The following is a 25,812-nucleotide window of genomic DNA, read 5'->3' as shown; positions in this document are numbered from 1 at the left end:
CCGGTGCGGGAGGGGCGTGCGGGGCAGAGCGCCCGGGACGCGGCACGCTCGGCCCACCGCGCAGCGGGTCTGCGGCACCGGCCGCGAGCGCCCGTCCTCGGCTCCGCGCCGGGTGGGGCCCCGGCCCGCTCACCGGTCGCGGGCCGCGTTCGAGGTGCTGCCGGGGCCGGGCGCCGGCCCGTGCTCGGGCGTGTCGTGCCGGCGCCGGAGGGCCTGCACGATGAGGTAGCCGCCGGCCGCGATGAGCGCCAGCGGCCACAGGTAGGACACCGCGGACAGCAGCACGGTGGCCTCCAGGGCGATCAGTGCCGCGAGGAGGGCGAGGGCGGCGGCGGGGATCCACGCCCAGCGGTTGCGGGCCGCGCCGGTCGGCAGCACGGCCACGAGCGCGAACGTGACGGCCAGCCCCACGAAGAACAGCACTCCGCCGGCCTGTTCCTCCTGGGCGGCGGCGGTGAGCAGGGCCTGCAGCGCCAGGGTGATCAGCACACCGGCCGGGATGAGGGCCCACCACCGGCGGTGGTCGCGCAGGTAGACGGCGGCGAATCCGGCGCCGCCGCCGCCGAGGAACAGGGCGCCGCCCCACTGCTGACTGCCGGGCACACCGGCCTCGTCGAGCAGCACGAGCAGGCCGAGACCGAGCAGGGTGCCCGCGGGGATCGCCGCCCACCACTTGGACGGGTCCGTGCCGTACAGGACGGCGAACGCGGCGCCGGCCGCGAGGAAGAGCAGTCCCCACAGCACGCCGACGGCTCCCATGAGGCCGGTCGCCTCCAGGAGCAGCAGCACCCCGGCGACCAGCAGCAGGGTCCCCAGCACGATCGTCGCGGTCCTCCGTGGCACGGCCACCACCCCCTGGACCCAGGGTAGGCCGCCGCGACCGGGGCCGGTCCGGCGCGGCGGCCGATGGGCGCAACAAGTCGTCGCACCCGGGAGAACCCCCGGGTGGGCGACGGACGGCAGCGGCGCCGGCGCGGTCCGGGGCCGGCGCGGCGACCGGCACGTGCGCCCCCCCCTGGACGACGTCGACGCCGGCCGCCGCGACGACATCGTCGGCTCCGGACCCTCGGCACGGACGTTCAGCCCCTTGAGCGCGTCCGCGGCGGCTCTGCGCAGCGCCGGTGCTTCCCGGGCGGCGTCACGATCGGGACATGTCGGCCCCGGACCTTACCGCACCGGCACAGGGTGCCTACGGTGGAAATGCCCGCGTGCAGCGCACGGTCCCGGGGATCCGGGCGCCGGCACCGGGGGCGTCGGCCACGGGGGCCGGCGCCGGTCAGTTCACGATGAGGAGTCTGGTCATGGCTGGATTGATGCGCAGGGAGGCCTTCGACGTGCTCGAGCCCCTCCGTCGTCTCATGGAGGGGGACCTGGAGACCACGTGGCCGCGCGTGGAGGAGTTCCAGGACGGCAACACCATGGTGATCCGGGCGGAGCTGCCCGGGATCGACCCGGACAAGGACGTCGAGCTCACGGTCGTCAACGACACCCTGCACCTGCGGGCCACCCGCCAGGAGAGGACCGAGCACAAGGACAAGGGCAGCTACCGCTCCGAGTTCCACTACGGCTCCTTCTCCCGCGCCCTGCCCCTGCCCAAGGGCTGCCGGGAGGAGGACATCACCGCCGCCTACACCGACGGGGTGCTCGAGGTCCGGGCCCCGATGCGCGAGCCCGGTGAGCAGGCCACCAAGAAGATCCCGGTGACCCGCCGGGAATCCGGCTCCGCCTAGGGTCACCGCGCGCGGCGGCGGGTCCACCGGTGTGCGATCCGCCGCCCCACCGCGGCCCGACCACGGCCCGACCACGGCCCGACCACGGCCCGACCGCGGCCCGACCGCGGCCCAGGCCACGGTGCACCGCACCGCCTCGAGCCCGGCGTCCCGGGGACGGGGCGACCCCATCCACCCTTCCCCGGCAGCGCCGGCCCCGCACAGAAGGAGCGCCATGAGCGACACCCCGATCGAGACCCCCACCGGCGACCGCATCATCGTGGGCGTCGACGGCTCGGACCACTCCAAGGAGGCGCTGCGGGAAGCGGCCCGGCTGGCGCAGGCCTTCGACGCCCCTCTGGAGGTGATCGCGTGCTGGCAGGATCCGGCCCTGTACGCGACCTCCTACGGATACATCCCCGAACTCGATCCCGAAGCGTTCCAGGCCGACGCCCGGCGCATGCTCCAGGACACCCTCCAGGAGGTGTTCGGCCAGACCCGCCCCGCCCGGCTGAGCACCCGGCTGCTGCGCGGACGCCCCGCCGAGCTGCTCGTCGAGGAGAGCAGGAGCGCCCGGATGCTGGTGGTCGGGGCGCGCGGCGTCGGCGGGGTGCTCGGCATGATCCTGGGCTCGGTCAGCTCCGCGCTGGTCTCCCACGCGCACTGCCCGGTCCTGGTCGTGCGCCGGTAGGCGACGTGCTCTGCACCCGACGGTCAGGCCGTGCGTCCGGCGGCGGGTCCGCGGGAGGCGCTCCGGCCGGTGGCCCCGCCGATCCGCCGGACGGCACGCCCCCGTGACCGAGGAGGTCCCCGCCGTCTCCGTCCGCCGGGCCCGGGCCACCGACGTCCCCGCCGTGGTGGCCCTGCTCGGGCAGCTCGGCTACGCCCCCGAGGCGCGGTGGGTGCGCGCCTGGGTGTGCACCGGCGGGCCCGACGACCGGTGTCTGGTGGCGGAGGCGGCCGGACGGGTGGTCGGCCTGGCGCACCTGCACCGGGTGCCGTTCCTGACCGAGAGCGCCTACCGGGCCCGGCTCACCGCACTCGTGGTCGACGAGCCCGCCCGGTCCCAGGGCGTGGGCGCGCTCCTGCTGGCCGCGGCCGAGCGGACGGCGCGGGACATGGGCGCCACCGCGCTGGAGCTGTCGACCTCGAACCGGCGGCGGCGGGCCCACCGGTTCTACGAGCGCCACGGCTACGCCCAGCCGTCACGGCACTACCGCAAGGCCGTGCCTCCGGACGGCCCCTGAGCCGGCGGGCGCGCTCCCCGTGGCCGTCCCCTCCTGGCGGCCTGCGGCGGGATGGCGGCCTGCGGCTCCCGTGGTCGCCGCGGGCGCCTCAGGCGGATGGCCACGGGGAGGCGGGGCCGGGCTCCCTGCCCCCCTGGTGGACATGGGCGGCCATGGTCACCACGGTGATGAGCTGGGCGGTGATGACCGCGGAGGCCCAGCCGCCCCCGGCGGCGACGAGGTGGACGGCCACGGGCACGACGAGGAGCAGCGGAAGGGCACGGACCACCAGCAGCCGGCCCCGCCCGCCCGGGGCCTCGGGAACGTCCTCGCCGACCGGAGCCGTCCGGTCCGTGCGCCCGAAAGGCCCGTCCGCGGCGACGAGGTCGGCCCAGCGGCGCCGGCGACGCGCATGGTGGAGCATGCCGGCCAGCACCGCGGGATACATCGCGGCCACGACCCCCGAGACGAAGAGCAGCACCAGTCCGTCGTCGCCCCCGGCGCGCAGGCCGACGACGAACCCGAGGCCCAGAGGCAGCAGCCAGAGCCCGAGGAGCAGCTTGTCGACGCCGGTCAGCACGTGGTCCTCCCCCGGTCGGACGTGCTCGATGACCGCATCCTCCCACCCCGGGCACCGCCGTGTCTGACCCCTCATCCGGGGGCGCGGGCCCACCGGGGCACCCGGCAGGGACGGGCGTCCCGGACCGGGGTCCGGGACGCCCGTCCCGCGCGGTGCCCGGCGGTCTCAGTCCCGCCGGGACGCCCGGGCGGCGGCGACGACGCCCACGACGTCCTCGAAGAGCGGGTGACCGGGCTCGAGGCCGGTCAGCCGCCCGGCCAGGTTCTCGTCCGGGTCCGGTCCGCCCAGCAGCTGCGCGAGCTCGGCGGCCTCCGGGTCGTCCGGGGCGTCGAAGCGCAGGGCCGCGCCCATGGCGGCCAGCAGGGCGGCGGTGCCCAGTCCGCGCTCGGCCAGCTCCGCGGCCGGCCCGGTGAACCGCTCGTGCCGGCTCAGCTTGCGCAGCGGGGCCCGGCCCACCCGGTCCACGGTGTCCGGCAGCTCGGCGTTGGCGAAGCGGGTGAGGATCTTCTGCACGTAGGCCTCCTGCTCCGCGGGGTCGAAGCCGTGCTTGGCCACCAGCAGCGCCTTGGTCTCCTGCAGGACCGCCTCGACCTTGGCCCGGATCTGCGGATCGGCCAGCGCGTCCGAGAGCTTGCGCTTCCCGGCGGCGCGCCCGAAGTAGGCGGCGGCCGCGTGGCCGGTGTTCACGGTGAACAGCTTGCGCTCGATGTAGGGGCCCAGTGCCTCCACCCAGGTCACCCCGGGGATCTCCGGGACGGTGTCGCCGAACGGTCCCCGCTCGATCGCCCACTCGAGGTAGGGCTCCACCCGCACGTCCAGGCCCGCCCCTGGTTCCTGGTTCGGCACGATGCGGTCCACCGCGGTGTTGGCGAAGACAGCCCGGGCGTCGACCGCCGCGTCGTCGAGGCCCTGGTCCCGGGCAGCGGCCCGGACCTCCCGCTCCAGGATGTCGGTGGCGTTGATCGCGTTCTCACAGGCCATCACCGCCACCCGGGACGCCCCGGCCGGGCGGGCGGCCAGGCCCTTGGCGATGGCCGGGGCCACGAACCGCAGGATGTTCGGGCCCACGGCCGTGGTCACCACGTCCGCTCGGGCCAGCTCCTGGACCAGTCGGTCCTCGTCCGTGGCGGAGTTGACCGCCCGGTAGCCCTCGACGACGTGGTCGCGGCCGCCCTCGCCGGCCTCGTGCACCGTGTAGCTGGGGGTCGAGGCCAGCGCGTCGATCAGCGGCGCCGCCACGTCCGCGAAGACCACCTCGTAGCCCGCTTCGTGGAGCAGCAGCCCCACGAAACCCCGTCCGATGTTGCCTGCACCGAAGTGCACTGCCGTGCTCATGGGTTCACCTTCCCGAAGACGTCCATCACCTGGCCCACGGTACGCGCCGCCGGCGGGCAGGACACCTGTGCGCGCCACCGGACACCGTGCCGGCGGCGCCGGGACGCCGCAGCCGAGGACGCCGAGGGCGCCGAGGGCGCAGAGCGGCGAGCAGGGCACGGAGCGGCATCAGCCGTGAACTCGCGGCACGGTCCTCTCCCGGGGCGCGGGCACGGTGCGGGGACCGGCGGGAAGGTCCAGCAGCGGCAGCAGGCGGTGGACGAGCGGGCCGATGGCGAGCGCGTGGACGACGGTGCCCACGCCCACGCTGCCCCCCAGCGCCCAGCCCGTGGCCAGGACGCAGAGCTCGATGGCCGTGCGCACCCGCCGGACGGAGCCGCCGGTGCGCGCCACCAGCCCGGTCATCAGGCCGTCGCGGGGGCCGGGGCCGAAGCGGGCCCCGATGTAGGCGGCGGTGGCCGCCCCATTGAGCAGCACACCGCCCGCGAGCAGCCCCACTCGGGCAGGGATCCCGGTGACGTGCGGGAGCACGAGGAGGGCTGCGTCGACGACCAGGCCGATGACCACGATGTTGCTGATCGTCCCGGGACCCGGCCGCTGCCGCAGCGGCACCCAGAGCAGGAGCACCAGCGCGCCGGTGGCGACGACCACCGCCCCGAAGCTCCAGCCGAGCCGCTCGGCCACGCCCTGGTGGAAGACGTCCCAGGGATCCAGGCCGAGGTCGGCACGGAGCATCATGGCGAGCGAGAAACCGTACGCCACGAGGCCGGTGTACAACTGGACGAGTCTGCGCCTCAACATGTTTCCAGTCTTCGCTTGACTGGCATTGCTTCCTATAGCCAGTGGGTGAACACTGGTTCTCGTGACCCCCAGGATCAGCGCCCGTGCCCTGGCCCCGATGCTCCCGGCCCCGTCCGGCCGCGGACCCGCCTATCGAGAGCTGGCGGACCACCTGCGCCTGCTCGTGCTGGACGGACGAGTGCCGCTGGGCGTGGCGCTGCCCGGGGAGCGGGAGCTGGCGGCCGCCCTCGGCCTGAGCCGGACCACCGTCACCGGGGCCTACCGGCTGCTGCGGGAGGGCGGCTGTCTCACCGGCCGGCAGGGCGCGCGCAGCACCACGGCCCTGCCCGGCAGGAGCGGAACGAGCACACCGGGCCCGGAGGCACCGGACGGAGTGCTGGACCTCGCCTACGCGGCGCTGCCGGCCGCGCCGCAGGCCGTGCACGCCGCCTACGCCGCGGCTCTCCAGGACCTGCCGGCGCACCTGCCGAGCCACGGGTACTCCCCGGCCGGGGTGGGCGTGCTGCGCGAGGCCGTCGCCGAGACGTACACGGCCCGGGGCCTGCCGACCACGGCGGAGCAGATCCTCGTCACCTCCGGGGCGCAGCACGCCCTGCACCTCGTGCTCCGACTGGTCACCGCGGCGGGCGACCGCGTCGTCGTCGACCACCCCTCCTATCCCCACGCCCTCGATGCCGTGCGGGAGGCGCGCTGCCGTCCCGTGCCCGTGGCCCTCGGGAGCACCGGGTGGGACGTCGCGGGCTACCGCGCCGCGCTCCGGCAGACCGCGCCGACCATGGCCTACGTGATCCCGGACTTCCACAACCCCACGGGTCGGTGCATGACCGGTCAGGAGCGCGCCGCGATCGTGCGCGCCGCGCGCGAGTCCCGGACCACGCTGGTCGTGGACGAGACCCTCGTCGACCTGCACCTCGACGGACCGCCCCCGCCTCCGGCTGCGGTCCACCACCCGGACGTCATCTCGATCGGCTCGACGAGCAAGTCCTACTGGGCAGGTCTGCGCATCGGGTGGGTCCGTGCGACACCCGGGACGGTCGCCCGGCTCGCGGCGGCCCGACCGAGCGTGGACATGGGCTCGCCGATCGTCGAGCAGCTGGCGACGGCGGCGCTGCTGCGGGACCCGGACGTGCTCCCGGCCCGCCGGGAGCAGCTGCGCGTCCAGCGGACGGCGCTGGTCGCCCTCCTCGGCGAGCACCTGCCCGGCTGGCGGTTCGAGGTGCCCCCGGGGGGACTCTCCCTGTGGGCCGAGCTGCCGGAACCGGTCAGCAGCGCGCTGGCCGCGCTCGCGCCGCGCCACGGGCTGCGCCTGGCGGCCGGGCCCCGCTTCGGCGTCGACGGGACCTTCGAACGGTTCCTGCGCCTGCCCTTCACCCTGCCCGTCGCGGACCTGGAACGGACCGTGTCCGGCCTGGCCCGTGCCGACGCCGCGCTCGGCAGCGCGTCGCTGGACCCCGTCGGCTCCACGACCTCCGCGCAGCTGGCCTGACGCCCGCTCCCGGCCGGCCCGTCCGGGAGCACCGGGCAGCACGCGACACGGGGCGTCACATGCGCCGCCGCCGATCCCCGGACCGAACGCGCCGGACCCGTCGCCGGCTCCCGCGGCGGGTCATCCGGTGCCGGCCCACCGGGACCGCACCGCGTGCGGGCGGGGCAGCGCACTCCAGACGGAGCCGAGGGCCATGCCCACGAGCCACAGGCACGGGAACCACCACTGCCATCCGCCCAGGTGCAGGGAGAACCCCACGACGAGGACGATCGTCAGCAGCAGGTTCATGAACAGCAGCGTCATCTGGTTCGGCATGGCGGTCCCCCTCCGCTCGGCGTCGTTCCCCGGCATCGTGGCACGGCCCGACCGGGCCCGTCTGACCCCTCTTCCGGGGGCAGGGCGGGTGACCGAGCCGGAAGGACGGGGCGGGCCGGACAGACAGCAGGCTCCGGACGAGCAGGCCGTTCCGGACGATCGGGAGGGCACTGCACGCCGGACGGGCAGGCCGGGCAGGACGGGCACTGTGCACCGAACGGGGCGTGCGCGCCGGACGAGCCGGGGCGGGGCGGCTCAGAGGCCGGTGAGGACGTCCAGCGCGGTCCGCAGCCCCCGCTCCTGCCGCATGGCGTGTCCCAGCCGCGCGGCCCGCTCGCCCCGGGCCAGGGCCTCGCCCAGCGCCGGGACCAGCGTCTCCGCCGTCAGCCTCCGGCGGGGCACGGGGGCCGACGCGATCCCCAGGCGGTGGAGCTGCCCGGCCCAGAACGGCTGGTCGGCGAGGAAGGGCACGACCACGGAGGGAACGCCCTCGCGGGCCACGGTGTGCACCGTTCCGGCCCCGCCGTGGTGGACCGCCGCGGCGGCCCCCCGGAGCACGGGGCCCAGCGGCGCGGACGGCACGACCAGCACGTCCTCCCCGGGGTGGTCCTCCGGCAGGACCAGGCCGCCCCATCCGCTGAGCAGCAGGGTGCGCAGGCCGTGGGCGCGCGCCCCGGCCACGACCGCACGGGCCCGGGCCTGCGCGTCGCCCGCCCGCATGGACCCGAAGGTCGCCACCAGGTACGGTCCGCCGCGCACGAACCGGTCCACCACGGGCTCCGTCGCAGGCTCCAGCGCCTCGTCGTGCCACGCTCCGGTCAGGTGGATCGCGGCCGACCAGTCGGCGGGCCGCGGCAGCAGGTGCGGGCTGGCCCCGATCAGCGTGGCCCGGGAGGGCGAGCGGGGCGAGGGGGCCCGGCCGCCGGGCAGCGCCGCGCAGGCACCCTCGACGTCGGCGCGGAACAGACGCGCCGCGCCGCGCGGCACCGCGTAGGTGGCCCGGTTGAACCGCCCGAGGTCCGCGCTGACCGTGGGCCCGCCCGGGGCGGAGAACTCGCGGGTGGGCGTGGCCACGGGCACGAACTCGGTCAGCACCCGCGGGACGCCCAGGGCGTCGGCCACGGCGGGGGCGGTGAGGATCAGCGGGTGGTGCACGACCAGGTCGGGGCCGAAGGCCAGCGTCTCCCGCACCGCGGCCGAGAGCATCCGCCGCATGCCGGGGCGCACCTCGGTGCGGTAGTGGCGCAGCGCCGCGCGCGGGGAGAGCCCGTCGGTGCGCAGCAGACGGTGGAAGTCCACCCCGAGACGCACGGTGTCGAGCCCGGACAGGTCGGCGCCGGACCGGTCCGGCACCCCCAGCCGGACCTCGTGCCCCCGGGCGGCGGCGTACCGGGCCAGGGCTGCGAACGGCTCGACGTCGCCGCGGGTTCCGGAGGTCAGGAGCATCATGCGCACGACCACCAGTCTGCCCGGCCGCACGGCCGGGCACGAACCGCCGTGGGCGCCGCCCCGGCCGCCCTCCGGGCCGGGCGCCCCGCCCGACCGCGGAAGTTCCCCGGTTCCCGCGGCCCCGTAGAGTGGAGGGCGCCCGGGCCTCCCGGGTGTCCGTCGTCCGAGGAGGACCACCACCGTGCCAGCAGCAGGCCCCGCTCCCGCCCTCCGGCGGATGGTGCACATCTCACGGCCGGTGCTCTGGATCAACACGCTGGGCCCGGGCGTGCTGGGCATGTGGCTCACCGGCTCGCTGCTGCGGTGGGAGGCCGTGCCGCTGCTGCTGTGGCTGACCCTGCCGTTCAATCTGCTGATCTACGGCGTCAACGACATCTTCGACCAGGACACCGACGCCCTGAACCCGCGCAAGGGGTCGCTGGAGGGCGCCCGGATCAGGGCCTCCGAGGTGCGCACGATCTGGGTGTCGGTGCTCGCCGCCAACCTGCCGTTCGCCCTCTGGTTCGCCCTCGCCCTCCCCCCGGCGGCGCTGGGCTGGATCGGGCTGTACGTGCTGGTGTTCGTGTTCTACTCGGCCCCGCCGCTGCGCTTCAAGGCGCGGCCCTTCCTCGACTCCCTGAGCAACGCCGCCTACGCCCTCCCCCTGGTCGTCCTGGCCTACGCGCTCGGCGACACCCCCGTGTGGCCGGCGGCGCTGGGCCTGATGGCCTGGAGCGTGGCCAAGCACGCGTTCGACGCCGTCCAGGACATCGAGGAGGACCGCGCGGTGGGCATCACCACGACGGCGGTCCGGCTCGGCGCGCGCGGCACCGGGTGGTGGAGCGGCGCGTGGTGGGCCGTGTCCGTGCTGGGCTTCGCGCTCGTCAGCGTTCCGGTGGCGGTGGTCAACGCGCTCATCGCAGGGTGGCTCGTGGTCTCCCTGCTGCGGGCCCCGGCCCCGGACACCGGCCACCGGCTCTACCGGCACTCCATCGCGTTCCCCTACGTCGCCGGCACCGTGGCCGGGGTGCAGCTGGCGGGCGCGCTGATCCTGGGACGGTACCCGTGAGCCGCGTCGTCGTGGTCGGCGGCGGCATCGGCGGTCTGACCGCCGCCGCCCTGCTGGGCCACGCCGGCCACCGGGTCACCGTGCTGGAGGCCGCCGACCACCTCGGCGGCAAGAGCCGGCGCATCGAACAGGCCGGGCAGCGGTTGGACACCGGGCCCTCGCTGGTCACGTTCCCGGGAGTGTGGCAGGAGCTGCTCGGGCGCCTGGACACCCTGCGCGGCGCGGGCACCGGTGCCCGCGCCGGGGAGCCCGACGCCGCGGCGGTGGCCCGTCTGGAGCTGGAGCGGCTGCCCGACGTCGGGACGTACTACTACCGCGGCACCCGCAGCGAGCTGCCCGTGCCGCCGGGCCACCCCTGGCACGCGGCCTGGGCCCGTTTCGAGGCCGAGCACGGCGGTCTCGGCCCGGACGTCACCCGGTTGCTCACCACTGCTCCCCTGGACCGCAGCTCCTACCCCGCGTTGGCCGCGCTCGGCCGGCTCTACGGGCCGCGCCTGACCACCCGCAGCTACCTCGACGGCCTCGACTGGATGCCGGAGGGCCTGCGCGAGGTGATCGCCATCCACACCCTCAACGCCGGCGTCAGCCCCTCGCGCACCCCGGCCCTCTACGCGAGCATGCCCGCGGTGATGGCCCGGGACGGGGTGTGGATCCCCCGCGGCGGGGTGTACGAGCTGGTCGAGGCCCTGGAGCGGCTGGCCCGGCGGGCCGGCGTGGAGATCCGCACCGGGGAGCCGGTCACCGCCGTCGCACGACGGCGGGTCGAGACCGCCCGCGGCACCTACCGGGCCGACGCCGTGGTCAGCGGGGTCGACGCCCACCGCCTGGGCGGCCTCCTCGCCGGGGGCGCCCCCCGGCGCCCGCGCCGGCTCAGCTGCTCGGCGATCGCGATCTACGCCGTCCTCGACGCCGCGCTCCCCGAGGGCACGCCCCGGCACGGAGTCATCCTGCCGGACCGCCCGGCGGAGCTCTACGCCAGCCTGGAGGCCGGGGAGGAGCCCGCGCAGACCATGGCCTTCGCGAACTACTACCCGGCCCACGGCGTCTACCCGAACAGCTCCCCCACCCTGGCCCTGCTCCTGACCGCCCCCGCCAACGGGAGGTCCTACACCCTCGACGACCTCTTCGTGGCCCGCGAGCTCGACCGCGCGGCCCGGGTGCTGGGGCTGCGGGCCCCGCTGCGGGAGCACTTCCGCCGCACGGAGATCCTCGACCCGGCGTTCTTCGCGGTGCACGGATCGGCGCAGGGGGCGCTCTACGGCGCGGTCCGTCCGTCGTGGCAGAGCGGGCCCCTGCACATCCCGTCCCACCGGAGCCTGCTGCGGCCGTGGCTGTGGCGGGTGGGGGCCTCCGTCCATCCGGGCGGCGGGCTGCCGGCCGTCCTGGGCGGGGCGATGATCTCGACGGAGAAGCTGCTGCAGCACCTGGGGCCGGCGGCCTGAGCCGAGCGCCCGGCGGCGACGGTCGCTCGGCTGCGACGGTCGCTCGGGCCGGGGCCCGGCCTCAGGTCCCGCAGAACGTGGTGTACGGCCCGAAGTCCTCCGCCGCGGGGGCGGCGTAGCGCTCCAGGCCCGGCCGCTCGTCGTACGGGGCGGTCACCGCTTCCAGGAGCCGTCCCAGCGGGTCGAGATCGCCGTCCGCGGCCGCTGCGAGCGCCTCCTCGACGAGGTGGTTCCGCGGGATGTAGACCGGGTTGGTCCGGTCCATGATCTCGGGGTCCGGGTTCTGGGCCCGCCAGCGCTCGGCCCAGCGGTCGAAGGCCTGCAGATCGAGCACCAGGTCCCGGGCGGGCCGGGCGTCGCCGCGGGCGGCCGCGCCGAGGTTGCGGAAGAAGGACGTGTGGTCCACGTGGTTGGCCCGGAGCAGGGCGAACAGGTCGTCGGCAAGCGCGGAGACGACGTCGTCGCCGAGCTCCTGGGGCAGACCGAGCTTGGCGCGCAGGCCGGCCGTCCAGGCGGCGCTGTACTGCCCGGCGAACGCCCCGAGCGACGTCTCCGCCAGACCCACCGCACGGTCCTGGTCCTCGTCGAAGAGGGGCAGCATGGCCTCGGCGAGCCGCGCGAGGTTCCACTCCGCCGCGACCGGCTGGTTGCGGTAGGCGTAGCGTCCGCGCTCGTCGATCGAGCTGTAGACCGTGGCCGGGTCGAAGGCGTCCATGAACGCGCACGGCCCGTAGTCGATGGTCTCGCCCGAGATGGTCATGTTGTCGGTGTTCATCACCCCGTGGACGAAGCCCACCAGCATCCACTGCGCGACCAGGGACGCCTGGGCGGCCACGACGGCGTCGAAGAGGGCGAGATGCGGGTGCTCGGCCGATGCCCCTTCGGGGTAGTGCCGGTCGACGGCGTGGTCGGCGAGGCGGCGCAGCAGCCCGGGATCGCCGGTGGCCCGGGCGTACTGGAAGCTGCCGACCCGCAGGTGGCTGCCGGCCACCCGGGCCAGCACGGCCCCCGGCAGCAGGCGCTCCCGACGCACCCGGCGTCCTGTCGCCACGACGGCGAGGGCACGTGTCGTGGGGACGCCCAGGGCGTGCATCGCCTCGCTGACGACGTACTCGCGGAGCATCGGCCCGACCGCGGCGAGGCCGTCGCCGCCGCGCGCGAACGGTGTGCGGCCGGAGCCCTTCAGGTGCAGGTCGCGCAGGCGGCCCCCGGCGTCGGCGATCTCGCCCAGCAGCAGGGCGCGGCCGTCGCCCAGGCGCGGGTTGAAGGAGCCGAACTGGTGCCCGGAGTAGGCCTGCGCCACCGGGGTGGCGTCGCCGGGAACGGCGTTGCCGACCAGCAGACGCACGCCTGCCGGGCTCTCCAGCGCGGCAGGGTCGAATCCCAGCTCGACGGCGAGGGGCTCGTTGAGCACGAGCAGCCGGGGGTCGGGGACCTCCTCGGCACGCCAGGGCACGGCCAGCTCGCCGAGCTCACGGGCGAAGCGCCCCTCGAAGGTGACGGTCGACAGCGGTGTGATAGTCACCTCGTCAACGATACAGGGACCGGCGGACAACGGGGGCTGCGGTCCCGCCCGCGGTCGCGGGGGGCGGTCACCCGGGCAGTGGCCTCGGGGCCCCCCGGCCCCGACGCCACCTCCGGCTCGAGCAGGTCGCCCTGGAGCACGCCGCCCCCGAGGCCACCCCGGCCTCCGGCGATTCCCAGGCCCGCGGTCCGAGCCGCACACCACCGTACTGCTCAGTAGCCTTAGGTGCACCTTCGACGTGGACGCGGAATCGTGATAGTGACGCGACCACGAACCCTGCGCCGGCGAGCCACGCCGCGCCCGCCCGCGGGCGGCACGGTCACCGGTCGAGCGCGGCCAGCCCGTCCGCCACGAGGGCGGGGATGTCGTAGTCGGCGTGCGCCCCGGCGGTGGTGATGCGCCGGGCCCGCTCGTAGCCGGCGTCCTGGTACGCGGCCTCGGCCTGCGCGGCGGCCGCCCGGGCCGACCAGGACCCGGCGTCGGTCGCGTAGGCACCGTCCCGGTCGCCGACGACCCAGGTCAGCGCCAGGTCCTCGGTGGCCGGAGTGGCCCCGCCGACCGGCTGCCCGTAGGTGCCGCCGCCGATGAGCGCGGCCCCGGACCCGTCCGGCAACCAGTGCGCGCCCCCGCGCAGCAGGTGGCGGGAGAGGAACTCCGCGCCTCCGGCGTAGCCGGCCACCAGCACCCCGGCGTCGGTGGTGGGGGTGATGTCGGTCGTGGCGAACTGGCGCACGGCCTCGGCGACGGCGCCGGTGTTCCCGGCCCGCCAGCTGCGGGTGCCGTGGGGAGCCTCCACGAACACGAAGGCCCGGTTGGTGTCCGCGGCGACCCGGGCCATGCGCGTGGCGAAGCGCCCGGTCGGCTGCTCGGCACGGGCGGTGCCGTCCCCGTCGAAGAAGAACACCGCCCCGGCCGGACGGTCCCAGTCCACGCCCTCGGCGTAGTAGTGGTAGGTCAGCGAGATGCCGTTGTCCGCGCGGAACACCCGGTCGGCACCGCTGACGGGGTGCCAGCCGGTCGAGCTGGTGGTCACGGCCTGCGCCGGAGCCGCTGCGAGCAGCAGTCCGCCGGCGAGCACAGCACCGGCGGCCGGGCGCAGGAACCACCACCAGCGGCGGGCCTGCCGGCTCGTGGTCGCGGTCCCGGTCGGGAAGAGCGTGTGCACTGGGCGTTCCTGTTCTCGTGACGGTCCCAGGAGATCGGCACGGGGCGATCCGACCGGCACACGGCACCCGTGCTGCTCCCGGGAGGGATCGGTCGGCTCCGGCCCATGAGGACGTCCGCCCGCGCTGCCCCGGGACTCATGGATGTCATTGCATGTACGGCCGGGAGCCTCTCGGGGCGAAATGGCCTGTGACAAGCGCAAACACCGCGAGCGCCGGGTGCCCGGAGACCTCGGGCGAAGGGATCTCCCCGCCCCGCAGTTCCCCGCCCAGGCAGTTCCCTCGGCCGGCGGTTCCCCACCCTCGCGCGGGATCCGGGCAGCGCCGGCGCCGGCCTCCGGCTGCCGCCCGCGCCCGGGAACTTTCCCACCACGTTAGAGTTGACCCAGACTTCGCGGGGCCGTTCCACCCCGCACGCGAGCCGTGCTCCGCGCGAGCCGGCCGCACCACCGTGCCCGAACCCACCAAGAAAGCGTGAACCGTTGACCAACACCTCCCGTTCCTCCCGCTCCTCCCGCAAGCCCAAGTCCCCGCCGCCGCTGCCCGCCGGAGGCCTGCGGGTGACCCCGCTGGGGGGCCTGGGCGAGATCGGGCGGAACATGACCGTGTTCGAGCACGCCGGCAAGCTGCTCGTCGTCGACTGCGGGGTGCTGTTCCCCGAGGAGCACCAGCCGGGCATCGACGTCATCCTGCCCGACTTCACCTCCATCCGGCACCGGCTGGGCGACATCGTGGGGATCGTGCTCACGCACGGGCACGAGGACCACATCGGTGGCGTGCCGTACCTGCTCAAGGAGCGCCCGGACATCCCGCTGATCGGCTCCGAGCTGACCCTGGCGTTCATCACCTCCAAGCTCACCGAGCACCGGATCACCCCCAAGACGGTGCACGTGGAGGCCGGGGACAAGCACCGGGCGGGCCCCTTCGAGTGCGAGTTCGTCGCGGTCAACCACTCGATCCCGGACAGCCTCGCCGTGGCCATCCGCACCGACGCCGGGCTGGTGCTGCACACCGGGGACTTCCGGATGGACCAGTTCCCGCTGGACGACCGGATCACCGACCTGCGCCACTTCGCCCGGCTGGGCGACGAGGGCGTGGACCTGTTCCTCACCGACTCCACCAACGCCGAGGTCCCCGGCTTCACCACCTCGGAGCAGGAGCTGACCCCGGCGATCGACCACGTCTTCGCCACCGCGCCCAAGCGCATCATCGTCTCCAGCTTCGCCTCCCACGTCCACCGGATCCAGCAGGTCCTCGACGCCGCCCACGCCCACGGGCGCAAGGTCGCCTTCGTCGGCCGGTCCATGGTGAAGAACATGGGCATCGCCACCGAGCTGGGCTACCTGAAGATCCCGCGCGGGCTGGTGGTCGACTTCAAGAAGCTGCGCTCCATGCCCGACGCGAAGGTCACCCTGGTGTGCACCGGCTCCCAGGGGGAGCCGTTGGCCGCGCTGTCGCGGATGGCCAACGAGACCCACCAGATCCAGCTCAACCCCGGGGACACGGTGCTGATGGCCAGCTCGCTGATCCCGGGCAACGAGAACGCGATCTACGGGATCATCAACAAGCTCACCGACCTCGGCGTGAAGGTCGTGCACAAGGGCAACGCCAAGGTGCACGTCTCCGGCCATGCCTCCGCCGGGGAGCTGGTGTACTGCTACAACATCGTCAAGCCCACCCACGTGATGCCCGTGCACGGGGAGTCCAAGCACCTGCACGCCAACGCCGAGCTGGCGATCCGCACCGGCGTGGACCCGGCCAACGTGCTCATCGGCAAGGACGGCAGCACCATCGACCTCGTCGAGGGCCGGGCCCGGATCTCCGGGCAGGTGGAGGCCGGGCTGGTCTACGTCGACGGCCACACGGTGGGCAAGGTCACCGAGGAGACCCTCGTGGAGCGGCGCCTGCTGCAGGAGGGCGGGGTGGTCACCGTCGTGGCCATCGTGGACGCCGACACCAACGCGCTCACCGAGCCACTGGAGTTCATCGCGAAGGGCTTCGTCCACGACGAGCACATCTTCGACAAGGCCGCCGAGAAGGTCGAGCACGCCCTGGCCCGCCCGACCACCACGAAGCTGGAGGACCTCGACGAGCTCGAGTCGCTGATCGGCGACACCGTGGCCCGTCACCTGGAGCGCGCCTACCGCCGGGCCCCGCTGGTCACCGCCGTGGTCATCGACGCCTGATCCCCGTCCCTCGGGCCTCCCCGGCGGGCTCTCCGCCCCGGGGAGGCCCACCGGGTCGTGCACCCGATGTCGGAGCGGGTACCGTGGAGGAGCACGTCGGAGGGCGGTCCGCCTCCTGCCCGGACAGGGCGGGCCCACCCCCGCTTCCCGCGGCCTCCGATCGGCGGTCGACGACGCCGGTGTACCGCCGGGCCTGCTCGCCCGTTTCGGCGGCTCCGCCTGTGGGCCCCCTGCCTCGCAGCGGTCCCGTGCCCGGTGACCGCACGTCCGGGGAGCACCCCGGCTCCGACCGCCCCGGACGCCGGGTGCCGGCCCACCCCGTGGGCGCTCTTTCCACCCGGGCGGGCCGCGGCCCCGGAGACGGCGGTGCGGGTCTCCTCGCCCCCGCAGGCCCGGCGCCGGACGCCGACCCTGCCATCGACCCCGACAGGCACCACCTCCCATGACGCACCCGACCACGACCACCGCCCCGGCCGCGCCCGCTCCGGCGGGTGCCCACGTGCCCGGCCGCCGTCCCGACATCCAGGGGCTGCGCGGAGTGGCCGTGCTGCTGGTCGTGGCCTTCCACCTGTGGACGGACCGGGTCTCCGGCGGAGTCGACGTTTTCTTCGTCCTGTCCGCGTTCCTGCTCACGGGCACGTTCGCGCGACGGGTGGAGCGCGGGAGGCCCCTGGCGGTGCGCGAGTACTGGGTGCGCACCTTCGCGCGGCTCATCGGGCCGATGGCGGTCATGCTGCTGGCCGTGCTCGCCGCGGTGCTGGCCCTCTTCCCGCCCAGCCGGTGGGAGGAGCTGCTCTCCCACGTGTGGGGCTCGTTGTCCTACGTGCAGAACTGGGTGCTGGCCGGCCAGTCCGTGGACTACTACGCCGGCAACACCGCGGCCACCACCCCGCTGCAGCACGTGTGGTCGCTGTCGGTCCAGGGCCAGGTCTTCTTGCTCTGGCCGCTGCTGCTGGCCGGTTGCGCGCTCGTCGCCCGGTGGGCGGGGCTGCGCTTCCGCACGGTGTCCCTGGCCGTGTTCGCCCTGGTGTTCGCCGGCTCCTTCGCGTGGTCCCTGGCGCAGACGGCCGGCGCGCCGGCCTGGGCCTACTTCAGCACCGTCACCCGGCTGTGGGAGTTCGCTCTCGGCTCCCTGGCCGCCCTGGCGCTCCTCCGCCCGTCCCGCCCGCAGGCCGGGTCGCGGAGAAGCGTCCCGGACGCCGTGCGCCGGCCGGTGGGCGTGGCGCTGGGCTGGGCCGGGCTGGCCGCGATCGTGGCCACCCCCTTCCTCATCGGTGCCGACACCCGCTTCCCCGGCACCGCGGCCCTGGCCCCCACCGTGGGCGCGGCCGCGGTGCTGGTCGGCGGCGCGCTGGCCCCCGACGCGCCGCTGGGCGCGGGGCGCGCGCTCACGGCCCGCCCGCTGCTCTTCTTCGGCGACCGGGCCTACGGGATCTACCTGTGGCACTGGCCGCTGCTGATCATCTACCTGCTGGTCACCGCCCGCGAGGACGTTCCCGCCGTCGACGGTCTCGGCGTTCTCGCCGCCTCCGTGCTCCTGACCCGGGCCACCGCGCCGCTGCTGGCCGGCTGGAGGGCCCTGCCGGGGATCCGCGCCGGGCACGGCCTCCGCCTGACCGCCACCGCCCTGCTCGTGGCGGTTCCCCTGACCGGCGCCCACCAGTACACGGTCCAGCGCGACCCCACCGCCGGGGTGGAGCGCACCGCGCAGAACTACCCCGGGGCCGCGGTGCTGCGCGGGGACGTCACCGAGGCCCCGGACGTGCCGATCATCCCCACGGGCGCCGAGCGCGAGCACGAGTGGGGCGACACCGGCGGAGCGTGTCCGCCCGAGGACACGCCCGAGTCCCTCGAGGGCCTGGGCCACTGCCGGGTGATCGCACCCGACGACGGAGCCGCCCCCGCACGCACCGTCGTGGTGATCGGGGACTCCCACGCCCAGCAGCTGCTCACCCCGATCCACCGGGCGGCCGACGCCCAGGGCTGGACGGTGATCTCCTACCTGCGCATGGCCTGCCGCTACGCGGGCGGCGCCCAGCCGGCCGACGCAGAGTGCGGCGAGTTCAACGCCGCCGCCGGCGAGGCCGCCCTGGCGGCCGACCCGGACGCCGTCGTCACGATCGGCACCCGGTCCCTGCCCGAGGCCCCGCACGAGATGCTCGTCGACGGCTACGAGGACGGGGTGCGCCCGTTCCTGGACGCCGGGATCCCGGTGCTGGGCTTCCGCGACAACCCGCGCTTCCCCTTCAGCATGTTCGCCTGCGTGGAGACCTACGGACCCGACCACCACCGCTGCAACCCGCCCCGCTCCGAGTCACTGCTGCCCGAGAACCCGCTGGAGGAGGTCGCCGCCCGGCACGAGGACCTGCACAGCATCGACCTCACCGACCGGCTGTGCACCGACACCGTCTGCCCGGGCGTGATCGGCAACATCCAGGTCTACATGGACCTCGACCACGTCACCTCCACCTACGGCGAGACCCTCGCCCCCGACGTGGAGTCCCGGATGCTCGAGGCCCTGAACTGGCCGGACCGGCGGTAGCCCCCGGGTCCGGCCGGGCGGTGCCCGGAGCCGGTCCGCGGGCTCAGGCGTCGACGGTCCGGGGCGCGGAGCGGGTGGCGCTGCCCAGCTCCACGGTGCGCCGCACGGACCACCACAGCAGGAGGACGAGGAGCGCGTTGCGCACGGTGAGGACGGCCGCCATCACCGGGTGCGCGTGGATGAGCGGGGTGTAGAAGAGCGGGTAGATCACGAACGTGGCCACCGCGATCCCCATCAGCAGCGCCGCCGGGGCCCTCCACCGCCGGCGGTCGTGCACCAGGCCGACCACGACGACCGGGGCGAGCCAGATCATGAACTGCGGGGACCCGACCTTGTTGAAGACGATGAACACGGTGGTCATCATCAGCGCCCCCTCGTAGAGGAGCTCCTCCCGCTCGGCCCCGCGCCGGAGCGCACGGACCAGCAGGGCCGACCCCGCGAGGACGGCCAGCACGAGCAGGGGCTGCATGAGGAACGCGGTGACCTCGGCACCGGGCCCGTAGACCTCGGTGGAGTTGATGGCCACGTTGTCGGCCATCCGCGCCCCGGCCACGTCGAGGACGCTCAACCAGACCCACGGGGTGGAGAACGTGGCCTCCAGCTGCATGCCGCGTTCCCCCTGGTTGACCAGGAAGTCCGCGATGCGTGCGATGCCGCCGGAGAGATACGTGCCCAGCACCACCGCCGCGGTCACCACCACCCCGGCGGCCAGGACCCGGAGCCGCTGCCGGCAGGCGATGACCAGGGCGAGCAGGACGGCCGCCGGCCAGACCTTGATCCAGGTGGCGATGCTCAGCAGCACCGAGCCGAGCACCGGACGCCCGGCCGCACAGAGCAGTCCGATGAGCACGATCGGGGCCGCGACGCCCTCCACCCGGGCGAAGCCGAGATAGCCCAGGAAGACGGTGAAGACCAGCCACCACCACGCCGGGAGGACGCTGCGCGCACGCCACGGACCACGGGTGAGACAGGCCAGTGCCACGGCGTCGAGCACCGTGATGATGAGCGTCCACACCAGCAGATAGGGGCCGGGCCCGGCGATCCCGGCCAGGTGGATCGGGATCTGCGCCAGCACCGGGTACACCCACGGGCTGATGCCGTCCGCGCCACCGGTCGGGTCGTACCCGGCCATGGCCCACCGGCGGTACTGCTCGGTGTCGCTGAAGGCGTCGCCGTGGACGACGAACGACATCATCCAGCCCAGGAAGTAGAGGTGGACGACGGCGAAGCCCCACCACACGCTGGACGGGCGGGCGAACCAGGCCACGGCGCGGGCGGGCAGGACGGTGTCGCGCAGACCGGTCAGCCGGTCCCGGAAGGCGGCGGAGATCTCAGGACTCCTTGGTGGTGAGCACGGTGGTCGGCCGCGTCGAGCCGAGCCGGTACAGGCGGCGTCCCGACCACCACAGCAGCACCACGAGCATGGCATTGCGCAGGGTCAGCACCAGGGCCATCCGCGGGTCGTTGTGGCTGAGCTCGTAGTAGAACAGCGGGTAGACGAAGAACGTGGCCACGGCGATGACGATCAGCATCGCCGCCGGCACCCGCCACACCGCCCGGTGGTGGGTCAGCCCCACGGCCACGGCCGGAGCGAGCCACACCATGAACTGCGGCGAACCGACCTTGTTGAACACGATGAAGGCGGTCACCATGGTCAGCGAGCCGGCCAGCAGCAGCTCGGTGCGGTCGACGGCGCCGGACTGCTCACCGCGGCGCAGCCCCCGGGCGATCAGGACGGTGACCACGGCGGCGGCCAGCAGCAGCAGGGGCTGCATCAGCACGGCCATGGTCTCCGTCCCGGGGCCGTCCACCTGCATGGAGTTGATCTCGGTGTTCATGTACATCCGGGACTCGCCCACCCCCAGCACGGACAGCCACAGCCACGGGGTGGTGAACGTGGCCTCGAGCTGCATGCCCCGGTCCCCCTGCTGGGTGAGGAAGTCGAGGAGCCTCGGCAGCTTCCCCATGGCGGCGGCGATCCCGGCCGCGGCCGCGCTGACCAGCAGGCCCGCGACGACGACCTGCACCCGCTGGCGCACCACCGTGACCAGGGCGAGCACCACGGCGGCCGGCCAGACCTTCATCCAGGTGGCAACGCTGAGCAGGACCGAGGCGACGACCGGGTGCGCCGCGCCGTAGACCAGGGCGACGAGCACCAGCGGGGCCGTGAGCCCGTCGACACGGGCGAAGCCCAGCCAGCCCATCAGGAAGACGAAGCCCAGCCACCACCACGCGGCCGGGACGGCCCGGCGGTCGCGCCCCCAGTCCGTCAGCTTCCCCACGGCCCAGCCGTTGAGCACGGTGATCATGAGTACCCACAGGAAGAAGAACGGTCCCGGACCGGCCGCTCCGGCCACCGCGATCGGCAGCAGGGCCAGCACCGGATAGACCCAGGGGCTCGGTTCGGCGCCCAGGTTCTGTTCGTCGAAGCCGGCCTGTGCCCACGCACGATAGATGTAGGTGTCGCTGAAGGCTCCGCCGAGCAGGGACGTCACCAGGGCGTACACCAGGAACACCAGGTGCACGGCCAGGAAGCCGGTGAGCAGTCCGCGCGGGGAGTTCGCCCAGAGCTGCCACCGCTGGGGCAGCAGGCGGTCTCGGAACCGGGTGAGCAGGCTGAAGGTCTTGTCCGTGGACATGGGGCGATCCTCGTCAGGGGCTGAGCGACAGGGCAGCGGGCCGTCCCGGCGAGCCGTCACCGGGACCGTTGCGCGGCTCCCCCATGCTACGTGCCCGGGCGGCGGCGGGCGGACACCCGCGCCCCCGGACACCCCCGGGCCCGGCCGGCGCCCCGGTGCGGGGACCACGGCGCCCCCCGCGGTCCCCGGGCCCAGGAGTCCGTGACTGCTAGGATCGGGCTCCCGGAGAGCATCCGGCACACCTGTCCGCCCAGCAATGGCACACCTAGGGGATCAGCACACGTCATGACGGCAGGTGGTTCGCATCGGGGGGCACCGGAGAACCGTCATGAGCAGGCCGAGGAGGCCGCGGCAGCACAGCCCCGGCCGGGGCCGGCCTCCCCGCGGCCACCGCGAGCGCACGTCGCCGTCCTGCAGGGGTTCGTCGGCTCCGTGCTGATGTTCGTCGGATCGATCGGCACCGGGTGGATCGCGAGCGGTTCCCCCATGGTCCGCAATCCCCTGGTCATCGCGCTGCGCGTCGAGGGGTGGGGCGTGTACTGCTCCACCGTGCTGCTGACCGTCGGCGCGATGCTGCTGGTGCGCTCCTGGCTCCGCCTCGGGCAGAGACTCCAGGGCTGGCCCGCCGGCGCCCACCGCACCGTCCTGCTGGCGGTGTGCGCCTGGTCGCTGCCCCTGCTGTTCGCCGTGCCGATCTACTCCCGGGACGTCTATGCCTACATCGGCCAGGGGCGGCTCATGCTGGCCGACCAGAATCCCTACACGACCGGCATCTCCACCCTGGAGAACTGGTTCATGCTGGGCGCCGATCCGGCCTGGGCGGAGGCCCGCACTCCCTACGGACCGTACTTCCTGTGGGCGGCGCGGGCGGTCGTGGCCCTCACCGGCGCCCAGCCGGACCTCTCGGTCCTGATCTTCCGCCTCCTGGCCTGCGCCGGCGTCCTCCTCTGCGTGGTCTATGTGCCCCGGCTGGCGCAGCTGCACGGGGTGGACCCGGCTCGCGCCCTGTGGATCGCCGTGGCCAATCCCCTGTTCCTCATCAGCTTCGTGGCCAGCGCGCACAACGACGCCCTGATGCTCGGGCTGGCCGTGGCGGGAACGTACGCCGCGGCCACGGGCCGGCCGATCGCCGGGGTCCTGCTGGTGACAGCCTCGATCGCCATCAAGCCCATCACCATCCTGCTGCTGCCGTTCATCGGGCTGCTGTGGGCGGGACCGAAGGCGTCCTGGGGACGGAAGTTCGGCCTCTGGGCCGCGACGGCGGCCCTGAGCTTCGGCGTGCTGCTGCTGAGCGGGCTCCCCTACCAACTGGGCACCGGGTGGGTCTGGGCGCTGGTGGATCCGACCCCGGGCTTCACCGGCTACTCACCGTCCGGGTTCCTGAGCCAGCGGGTCGACCACCTCGCGGACGCGGTGGGCCTGCCGGGCGCCCAGCTGGCCTCGGCGCTGCGCAGCGCGCTGCAGTACACCGCCATCGGGCTGGTGCTGCTCCTGATGTTCCGCGGCGACGACCGGCAGCTGGTCCGCAGGCTGGGCCTGGCCTTCGCGGCCGTGGTGCTGCTCTCGCCGATCATCCAGCCCTGGTACATCCTGTGGTTCCTGCCGTTCCTCGCCGCGACCGGCATCAAGGACAACTGGCAGATCCGCTCGCTGTACATCGTGATCACCTTCTTCGTCATCTTCGGCGCCCAGGACCAGCTCTCCGTGTGGCCGTTCATGGAGCTGCCGGTCGACGCGTCGACGATCGCGTTCGTGACAGCGCTGGCGTTCACCGCCTATCTGATCCTCCTGGACCCCCACACCCGGCACCTGCTGGTCCGCGGAGGCCCGGTGCGCTGGCTCGCCCGCCGGCGCCCCCGTCGCTGAGATCTCCACGTGGACGCCCTCCCCCGATCGGCCCGGGGCGGTCCGGACCGCCCCGGACGGCGACGGAGCGAGCGGTGACCGCGGGCGCCGCCGGGCCGTTCGCGTGACGGCGGCGCGCCCCGGGCCCGTGGGATCGCCGCCGACGACCCCGTCGTGACGTCGGGCTAGAGTCGAGGGCATGGCCGGACAGCAGACAGCACGCACCCCGTCGAACCTGCTCGACGGGCCCGCACCGGAGACGGTGGCGGCGGAGGCCGCCCGTCGGCGGACCTTCGCGGTGATCTCGCACCCGGATGCGGGCAAGTCGACGCTGACGGAGGCCCTGGCCCTGCACGCCCACGTGATCGAGGAGGCCGGGGCCACGCACGGCAAGTCCAGCCGGAAGGCCACGGTCTCGGACTGGATGCAGATGGAGCAGGACCGGGGCATCTCGATCAGCTCGGCCGCCCTGCAGTTCAGCTACCGGGACACCGTGATCAATCTGCTCGACACCCCCGGCCACGCCGACTTCTCCGAGGACACCTACCGGGTGCTGGCCGCGGTCGACTGCGCGGTGATGCTCATCGACGCCGCCAAGGGCCTGGAGACCCAGACCCTGAAGCTCTTCGACGTGTGCGCGAGGCGGGGCCTGCCGGTGATCACCGTGATCAACAAGTGGGACCGCCCCGGCAAGGACGCCCTGGAGCTCATGGACGAGGTGCAGCAGCGCACCGGCCGGGTGCCGGTGCCGCTGACCTGGCCGGTGGGGCTGTCCGGGGACTTCCGCGGCACCCTCGACGTGCCCACCGGCACCTACACCCGGTACCGCCGGGTGGCGGCCGGGGCCGCCGTGGCCGAGGCGGAGGTGCTCGACCCCGCCCAGGCCGCCGAGCTCGAAGGTCCGGCGTGGGAGGAGGCGTGCGAGACGGCCGACCTGATGGCCGAGAGCAACGGGGCCTTCGAGGCCGGGGCGTTCCTGGCCGCCGAGGCCACCCCGGTGCTGTTCGCCGCCGCGGCCCTGAACTTCGGGGTGGCCACCCTGCTCGACGTCCTGGTCGACCTCGCGCCGGCGGCCGGCCCGCGTCCCGACGCCGCGGGGGTCCCGCGACCGGTGGAGGCGCCGTTCTCCGGGTTCGTGTTCAAGCTCCAGGCCGGAATGGACCGCGCCCACCGCGACCACGTGGCGTTCCTGCGGGTCTGCTCCGGGGTGTTCCGGCGCGGGACGGTCCTCACCCACGCGGCCACCGGCAAACCGTTCGCCACCAAGTACGCCCACCAGGTCTTCGGCCGGGACCGGGAGACGGTGGAGACCGCCTTTCCCGGGGACGTGGTGGGACTGGTCAACGCCTCCGTGCTGCGGGCCGGGGACAGCGTCTACGTGGACACCCCGGTGGTCTTCCCGCCGATTCCGCACTTCTCCCCCGAGCACTTCCAGGTGGCCCGGGCCGTGGACGCCGGACGGGCCAAGCAGTTCCGCCGCGGGATCACCCAGCTCGAGCACGAGGGCGTCATCCAGGTGCTGCGCTCGGAGGCCCGCGGGGACCAGGCGCCGGTGCTCGCGGCGGTGGGGCCGATGCAGTTCGAGGTCGTCGCCGACCGGATGGCCCAGGAGTTCGGCGCCCAGGTGCGCCTGGAGTCCCTCCCCTACACCCTGGCCCGGCGGGTCGTCGCCCCGGACCCCGAGGTCCTCAACCGCATCCCCGGCACCGAGGTGCTGTGGCGGGCCGACGGCGAACCGATCGCCGTGTTCACCGACAAGTGGAAGCTCGGCCGCATTCCCACCTACGCCCCCGAGGCCACCCTCGAACCGATCGGCGGCGACGCCGACGAGACCACCCCCGCCTGAGTCCGCCCCCAGAGCTGCGACGCTGCGACGAGATTCCACGGGCCGTTCCCGGTCCACGGCTCGGGCGTCACGGTCGGCGCGAGGAATCGCCTCGCGAGACGGTCGGGCGACGGCCGGCGCACGAGCTCAGGGTCGGCGTTCCACGACCTTGATGATCCCGGGTGCGTCGCGACGGCCCCGTGCCCCGTCGACTCCCGCCCCGTCCGACGACGGCGCCACAGCCCACCAGCAGGACGAGCACGTAGACCAGGAGCAGACCCCAGGACGCGATCGTGTTCTCGTGGGAGAGCACGGCCAGCAGGCAGGCGGCCGCCACCGCGATGCCTCCTGTCCACGGAGCACGGGCGGTCAGGAGCGGGACGCCGGCCAGCGCGGCCACCGCGGATGCACGGCGCACGTCGTGTGCGCCTTCGACGCGCAGGAGCTCCTCCTCGTCGGTGCCCCAGCTCACCAATGGAACCGCGTGCACCAGGCCGAGGTACAGGGCCACCGACGCCATGAGCCCGATCAGGCAGACCGCGACAGCGATCAGGACGCGGCTCACCCGGAGCAGTGCCCGCGGTTGGGGAGCAGTGCCGGTCATGGCCACATTGTCCACAGCGGCACCGCACGTGCACCACCGGCAGATTCCGCGATCTGTGACGGCCCGGTCGGCGCGCCCCTTCCGCGAACCGC

21 protein-coding genes are annotated in these 25,812 nt (G+C 74.4%); 10 read left to right on the top strand and 11 right to left on the bottom strand.

Annotated elements, in window-relative coordinates:
• Positions 1-129: 129 nt before the first annotated feature.
• Entirely contained in the window at positions 130-819 is a 690-nt protein-coding gene (locus PU704_RS09640) for a hypothetical protein (protein ID WP_277551160.1), read from the bottom strand.
• 482 nt (positions 820-1,301) lie between these two features.
• On the opposite strand from PU704_RS09640, the gene PU704_RS09635 reads away from it, so the two are divergent.
• The 3 genes from PU704_RS09635 (at position 1,302) to PU704_RS09625 (ending at position 2,956) form a co-directional block, all read left to right on the top strand.
• A complete protein-coding gene (locus PU704_RS09635) occupies positions 1,302-1,730 on the top strand; it encodes an Hsp20/alpha crystallin family protein (RefSeq protein WP_047804650.1) in 429 nt (142 codons plus the stop codon).
• A 214-nt stretch (positions 1,731-1,944) separates the two neighbouring features.
• Positions 1,945-2,400: a universal stress protein gene (locus PU704_RS09630; protein WP_277551159.1), complete on the top strand. Its 456-nt coding sequence runs from the start codon at positions 1,945-1,947 to the stop codon at positions 2,398-2,400.
• 103 nt (positions 2,401-2,503) lie between these two features.
• Complete coding sequence (locus PU704_RS09625; RefSeq protein WP_047804652.1) at positions 2,504-2,956, top strand: GNAT family N-acetyltransferase; 453 nt, start codon at positions 2,504-2,506, stop codon at positions 2,954-2,956.
• A gap of 88 nt (positions 2,957-3,044) precedes the next feature.
• Here the strand turns inward: PU704_RS09625 and PU704_RS09620 are convergent, their stop codons facing one another.
• From PU704_RS09620 to yczE, 3 genes are all read right to left on the bottom strand, one after another.
• Positions 3,045-3,515 carry a hypothetical protein gene (locus tag PU704_RS09620; RefSeq protein WP_277551158.1) on the bottom strand — a complete coding sequence of 157 codons (471 nt, stop codon included), beginning with the start codon at positions 3,513-3,515 and terminating at the stop codon, positions 3,045-3,047.
• A gap of 165 nt (positions 3,516-3,680) precedes the next feature.
• Entirely contained in the window at positions 3,681-4,850 is a 1,170-nt protein-coding gene (locus PU704_RS09615) for a mannitol-1-phosphate 5-dehydrogenase (RefSeq protein WP_277551157.1), read from the bottom strand.
• 168 nt (positions 4,851-5,018) lie between these two features.
• Positions 5,019-5,651, bottom strand: coding sequence for a membrane protein YczE (gene yczE, locus PU704_RS09610; RefSeq protein WP_277551156.1), 633 nt, complete (start codon positions 5,649-5,651; stop codon positions 5,019-5,021).
• 61 nt (positions 5,652-5,712) lie between these two features.
• On the opposite strand from yczE, the gene yczR reads away from it, so the two are divergent.
• Entirely contained in the window at positions 5,713-7,137 is a 1,425-nt protein-coding gene (gene yczR, locus PU704_RS09605) for a MocR-like transcription factor YczR (RefSeq protein ID WP_277551155.1), read from the top strand.
• A 120-nt stretch (positions 7,138-7,257) separates the two neighbouring features.
• Here yczR and PU704_RS09600 read toward each other — a convergent pair whose 3' ends face one another.
• Both PU704_RS09600 and PU704_RS09595 read right to left on the bottom strand, forming a co-directional pair.
• A complete protein-coding gene (locus tag PU704_RS09600) occupies positions 7,258-7,452 on the bottom strand; it encodes a hypothetical protein (RefSeq protein WP_047804657.1) in 195 nt (64 codons plus the stop codon).
• 255 nt (positions 7,453-7,707) lie between these two features.
• A complete protein-coding gene (locus PU704_RS09595; protein ID WP_277551263.1) occupies positions 7,708-8,901 on the bottom strand; it encodes a nucleotide disphospho-sugar-binding domain-containing protein in 1,194 nt (397 codons plus the stop codon).
• Between the two features lie 181 nt (positions 8,902-9,082).
• Here PU704_RS09595 and PU704_RS09590 point away from each other — a divergent pair, with 181 nt between their 5' ends.
• Positions 9,083-9,949 (top strand): UbiA family prenyltransferase, encoded by an 867-nt coding sequence (locus tag PU704_RS09590; RefSeq protein ID WP_277551154.1) that lies wholly within the window; start codon positions 9,083-9,085, stop codon positions 9,947-9,949.
• Positions 9,946-11,391, top strand: coding sequence for a phytoene desaturase family protein (locus PU704_RS09585; RefSeq protein ID WP_277551153.1), 1,446 nt, complete (start codon positions 9,946-9,948; stop codon positions 11,389-11,391). Before PU704_RS09590 ends, PU704_RS09585 begins: the two co-directional genes overlap by 4 nt.
• Positions 11,392-11,452: 61 nt before the next feature.
• Here the strand turns inward: PU704_RS09585 and PU704_RS09580 are convergent, their stop codons facing one another.
• Entirely contained in the window at positions 11,453-12,916 is a 1,464-nt protein-coding gene (locus PU704_RS09580) for a protein adenylyltransferase SelO (protein WP_277551152.1), read from the bottom strand.
• 319 nt (positions 12,917-13,235) lie between these two features.
• A complete protein-coding gene (locus tag PU704_RS09575) occupies positions 13,236-14,081 on the bottom strand; it encodes a hypothetical protein (RefSeq protein WP_277551151.1) in 846 nt (281 codons plus the stop codon).
• A gap of 480 nt (positions 14,082-14,561) precedes the next feature.
• Between PU704_RS09575 and PU704_RS09570 the strand changes: the two genes are divergently transcribed.
• Together PU704_RS09570 and PU704_RS09565 are read left to right on the top strand one after the other, a co-directional pair.
• Positions 14,562-16,265 (top strand): ribonuclease J, encoded by a 1,704-nt coding sequence (locus PU704_RS09570; RefSeq protein WP_380113206.1) that lies wholly within the window; start codon positions 14,562-14,564, stop codon positions 16,263-16,265.
• Between the two features lie 442 nt (positions 16,266-16,707).
• Complete coding sequence (locus PU704_RS09565) at positions 16,708-18,807, top strand: acyltransferase family protein (RefSeq protein ID WP_277551150.1); 2,100 nt, start codon at positions 16,708-16,710, stop codon at positions 18,805-18,807.
• 43 nt (positions 18,808-18,850) lie between these two features.
• On the opposite strand, the gene PU704_RS09560 is transcribed toward PU704_RS09565, so the two are convergent.
• Both PU704_RS09560 and PU704_RS09555 read right to left on the bottom strand, forming a co-directional pair.
• Positions 18,851-20,074, bottom strand: a complete 1,224-nt coding sequence (locus PU704_RS09560) for a glycosyltransferase 87 family protein (protein WP_277551149.1) — start codon at positions 20,072-20,074, stop codon at positions 18,851-18,853.
• Between the two features lie 64 nt (positions 20,075-20,138).
• Positions 20,139-21,446 carry a glycosyltransferase 87 family protein gene (locus tag PU704_RS09555; RefSeq protein WP_277551148.1) on the bottom strand — a complete coding sequence of 436 codons (1,308 nt, stop codon included), beginning with the start codon at positions 21,444-21,446 and terminating at the stop codon, positions 20,139-20,141.
• A gap of 285 nt (positions 21,447-21,731) precedes the next feature.
• On the opposite strand from PU704_RS09555, the gene mptB reads away from it, so the two are divergent.
• Both mptB and PU704_RS09545 read left to right on the top strand, forming a co-directional pair.
• The gene (mptB, locus tag PU704_RS09550; protein WP_277551147.1) at positions 21,732-23,312 is read left to right on the top strand and encodes a polyprenol phosphomannose-dependent alpha 1,6 mannosyltransferase MptB; all 1,581 of its coding nucleotides are present in this window, start codon (positions 21,732-21,734) and stop codon (positions 23,310-23,312) included.
• A gap of 178 nt (positions 23,313-23,490) precedes the next feature.
• Positions 23,491-25,137 (top strand): peptide chain release factor 3, encoded by a 1,647-nt coding sequence (locus PU704_RS09545; RefSeq protein WP_277551146.1) that lies wholly within the window; start codon positions 23,491-23,493, stop codon positions 25,135-25,137.
• Positions 25,138-25,204: 67 nt separating this feature from the next.
• Here the strand turns inward: PU704_RS09545 and PU704_RS09540 are convergent, their stop codons facing one another.
• The gene (locus PU704_RS09540; protein WP_277551145.1) at positions 25,205-25,720 is read right to left on the bottom strand and encodes a hypothetical protein; all 516 of its coding nucleotides are present in this window, start codon (positions 25,718-25,720) and stop codon (positions 25,205-25,207) included.
• Positions 25,721-25,812 lie beyond the last annotated feature (92 nt).

It is taken from the genome of Kocuria oceani, from assembly GCF_029524215.1.
GTDB lineage: Bacteria > Actinomycetota > Actinomycetes > Actinomycetales > Micrococcaceae > Kocuria > Kocuria oceani.
This window is presented reverse-complemented; position numbering and strand designations above follow the sequence as displayed.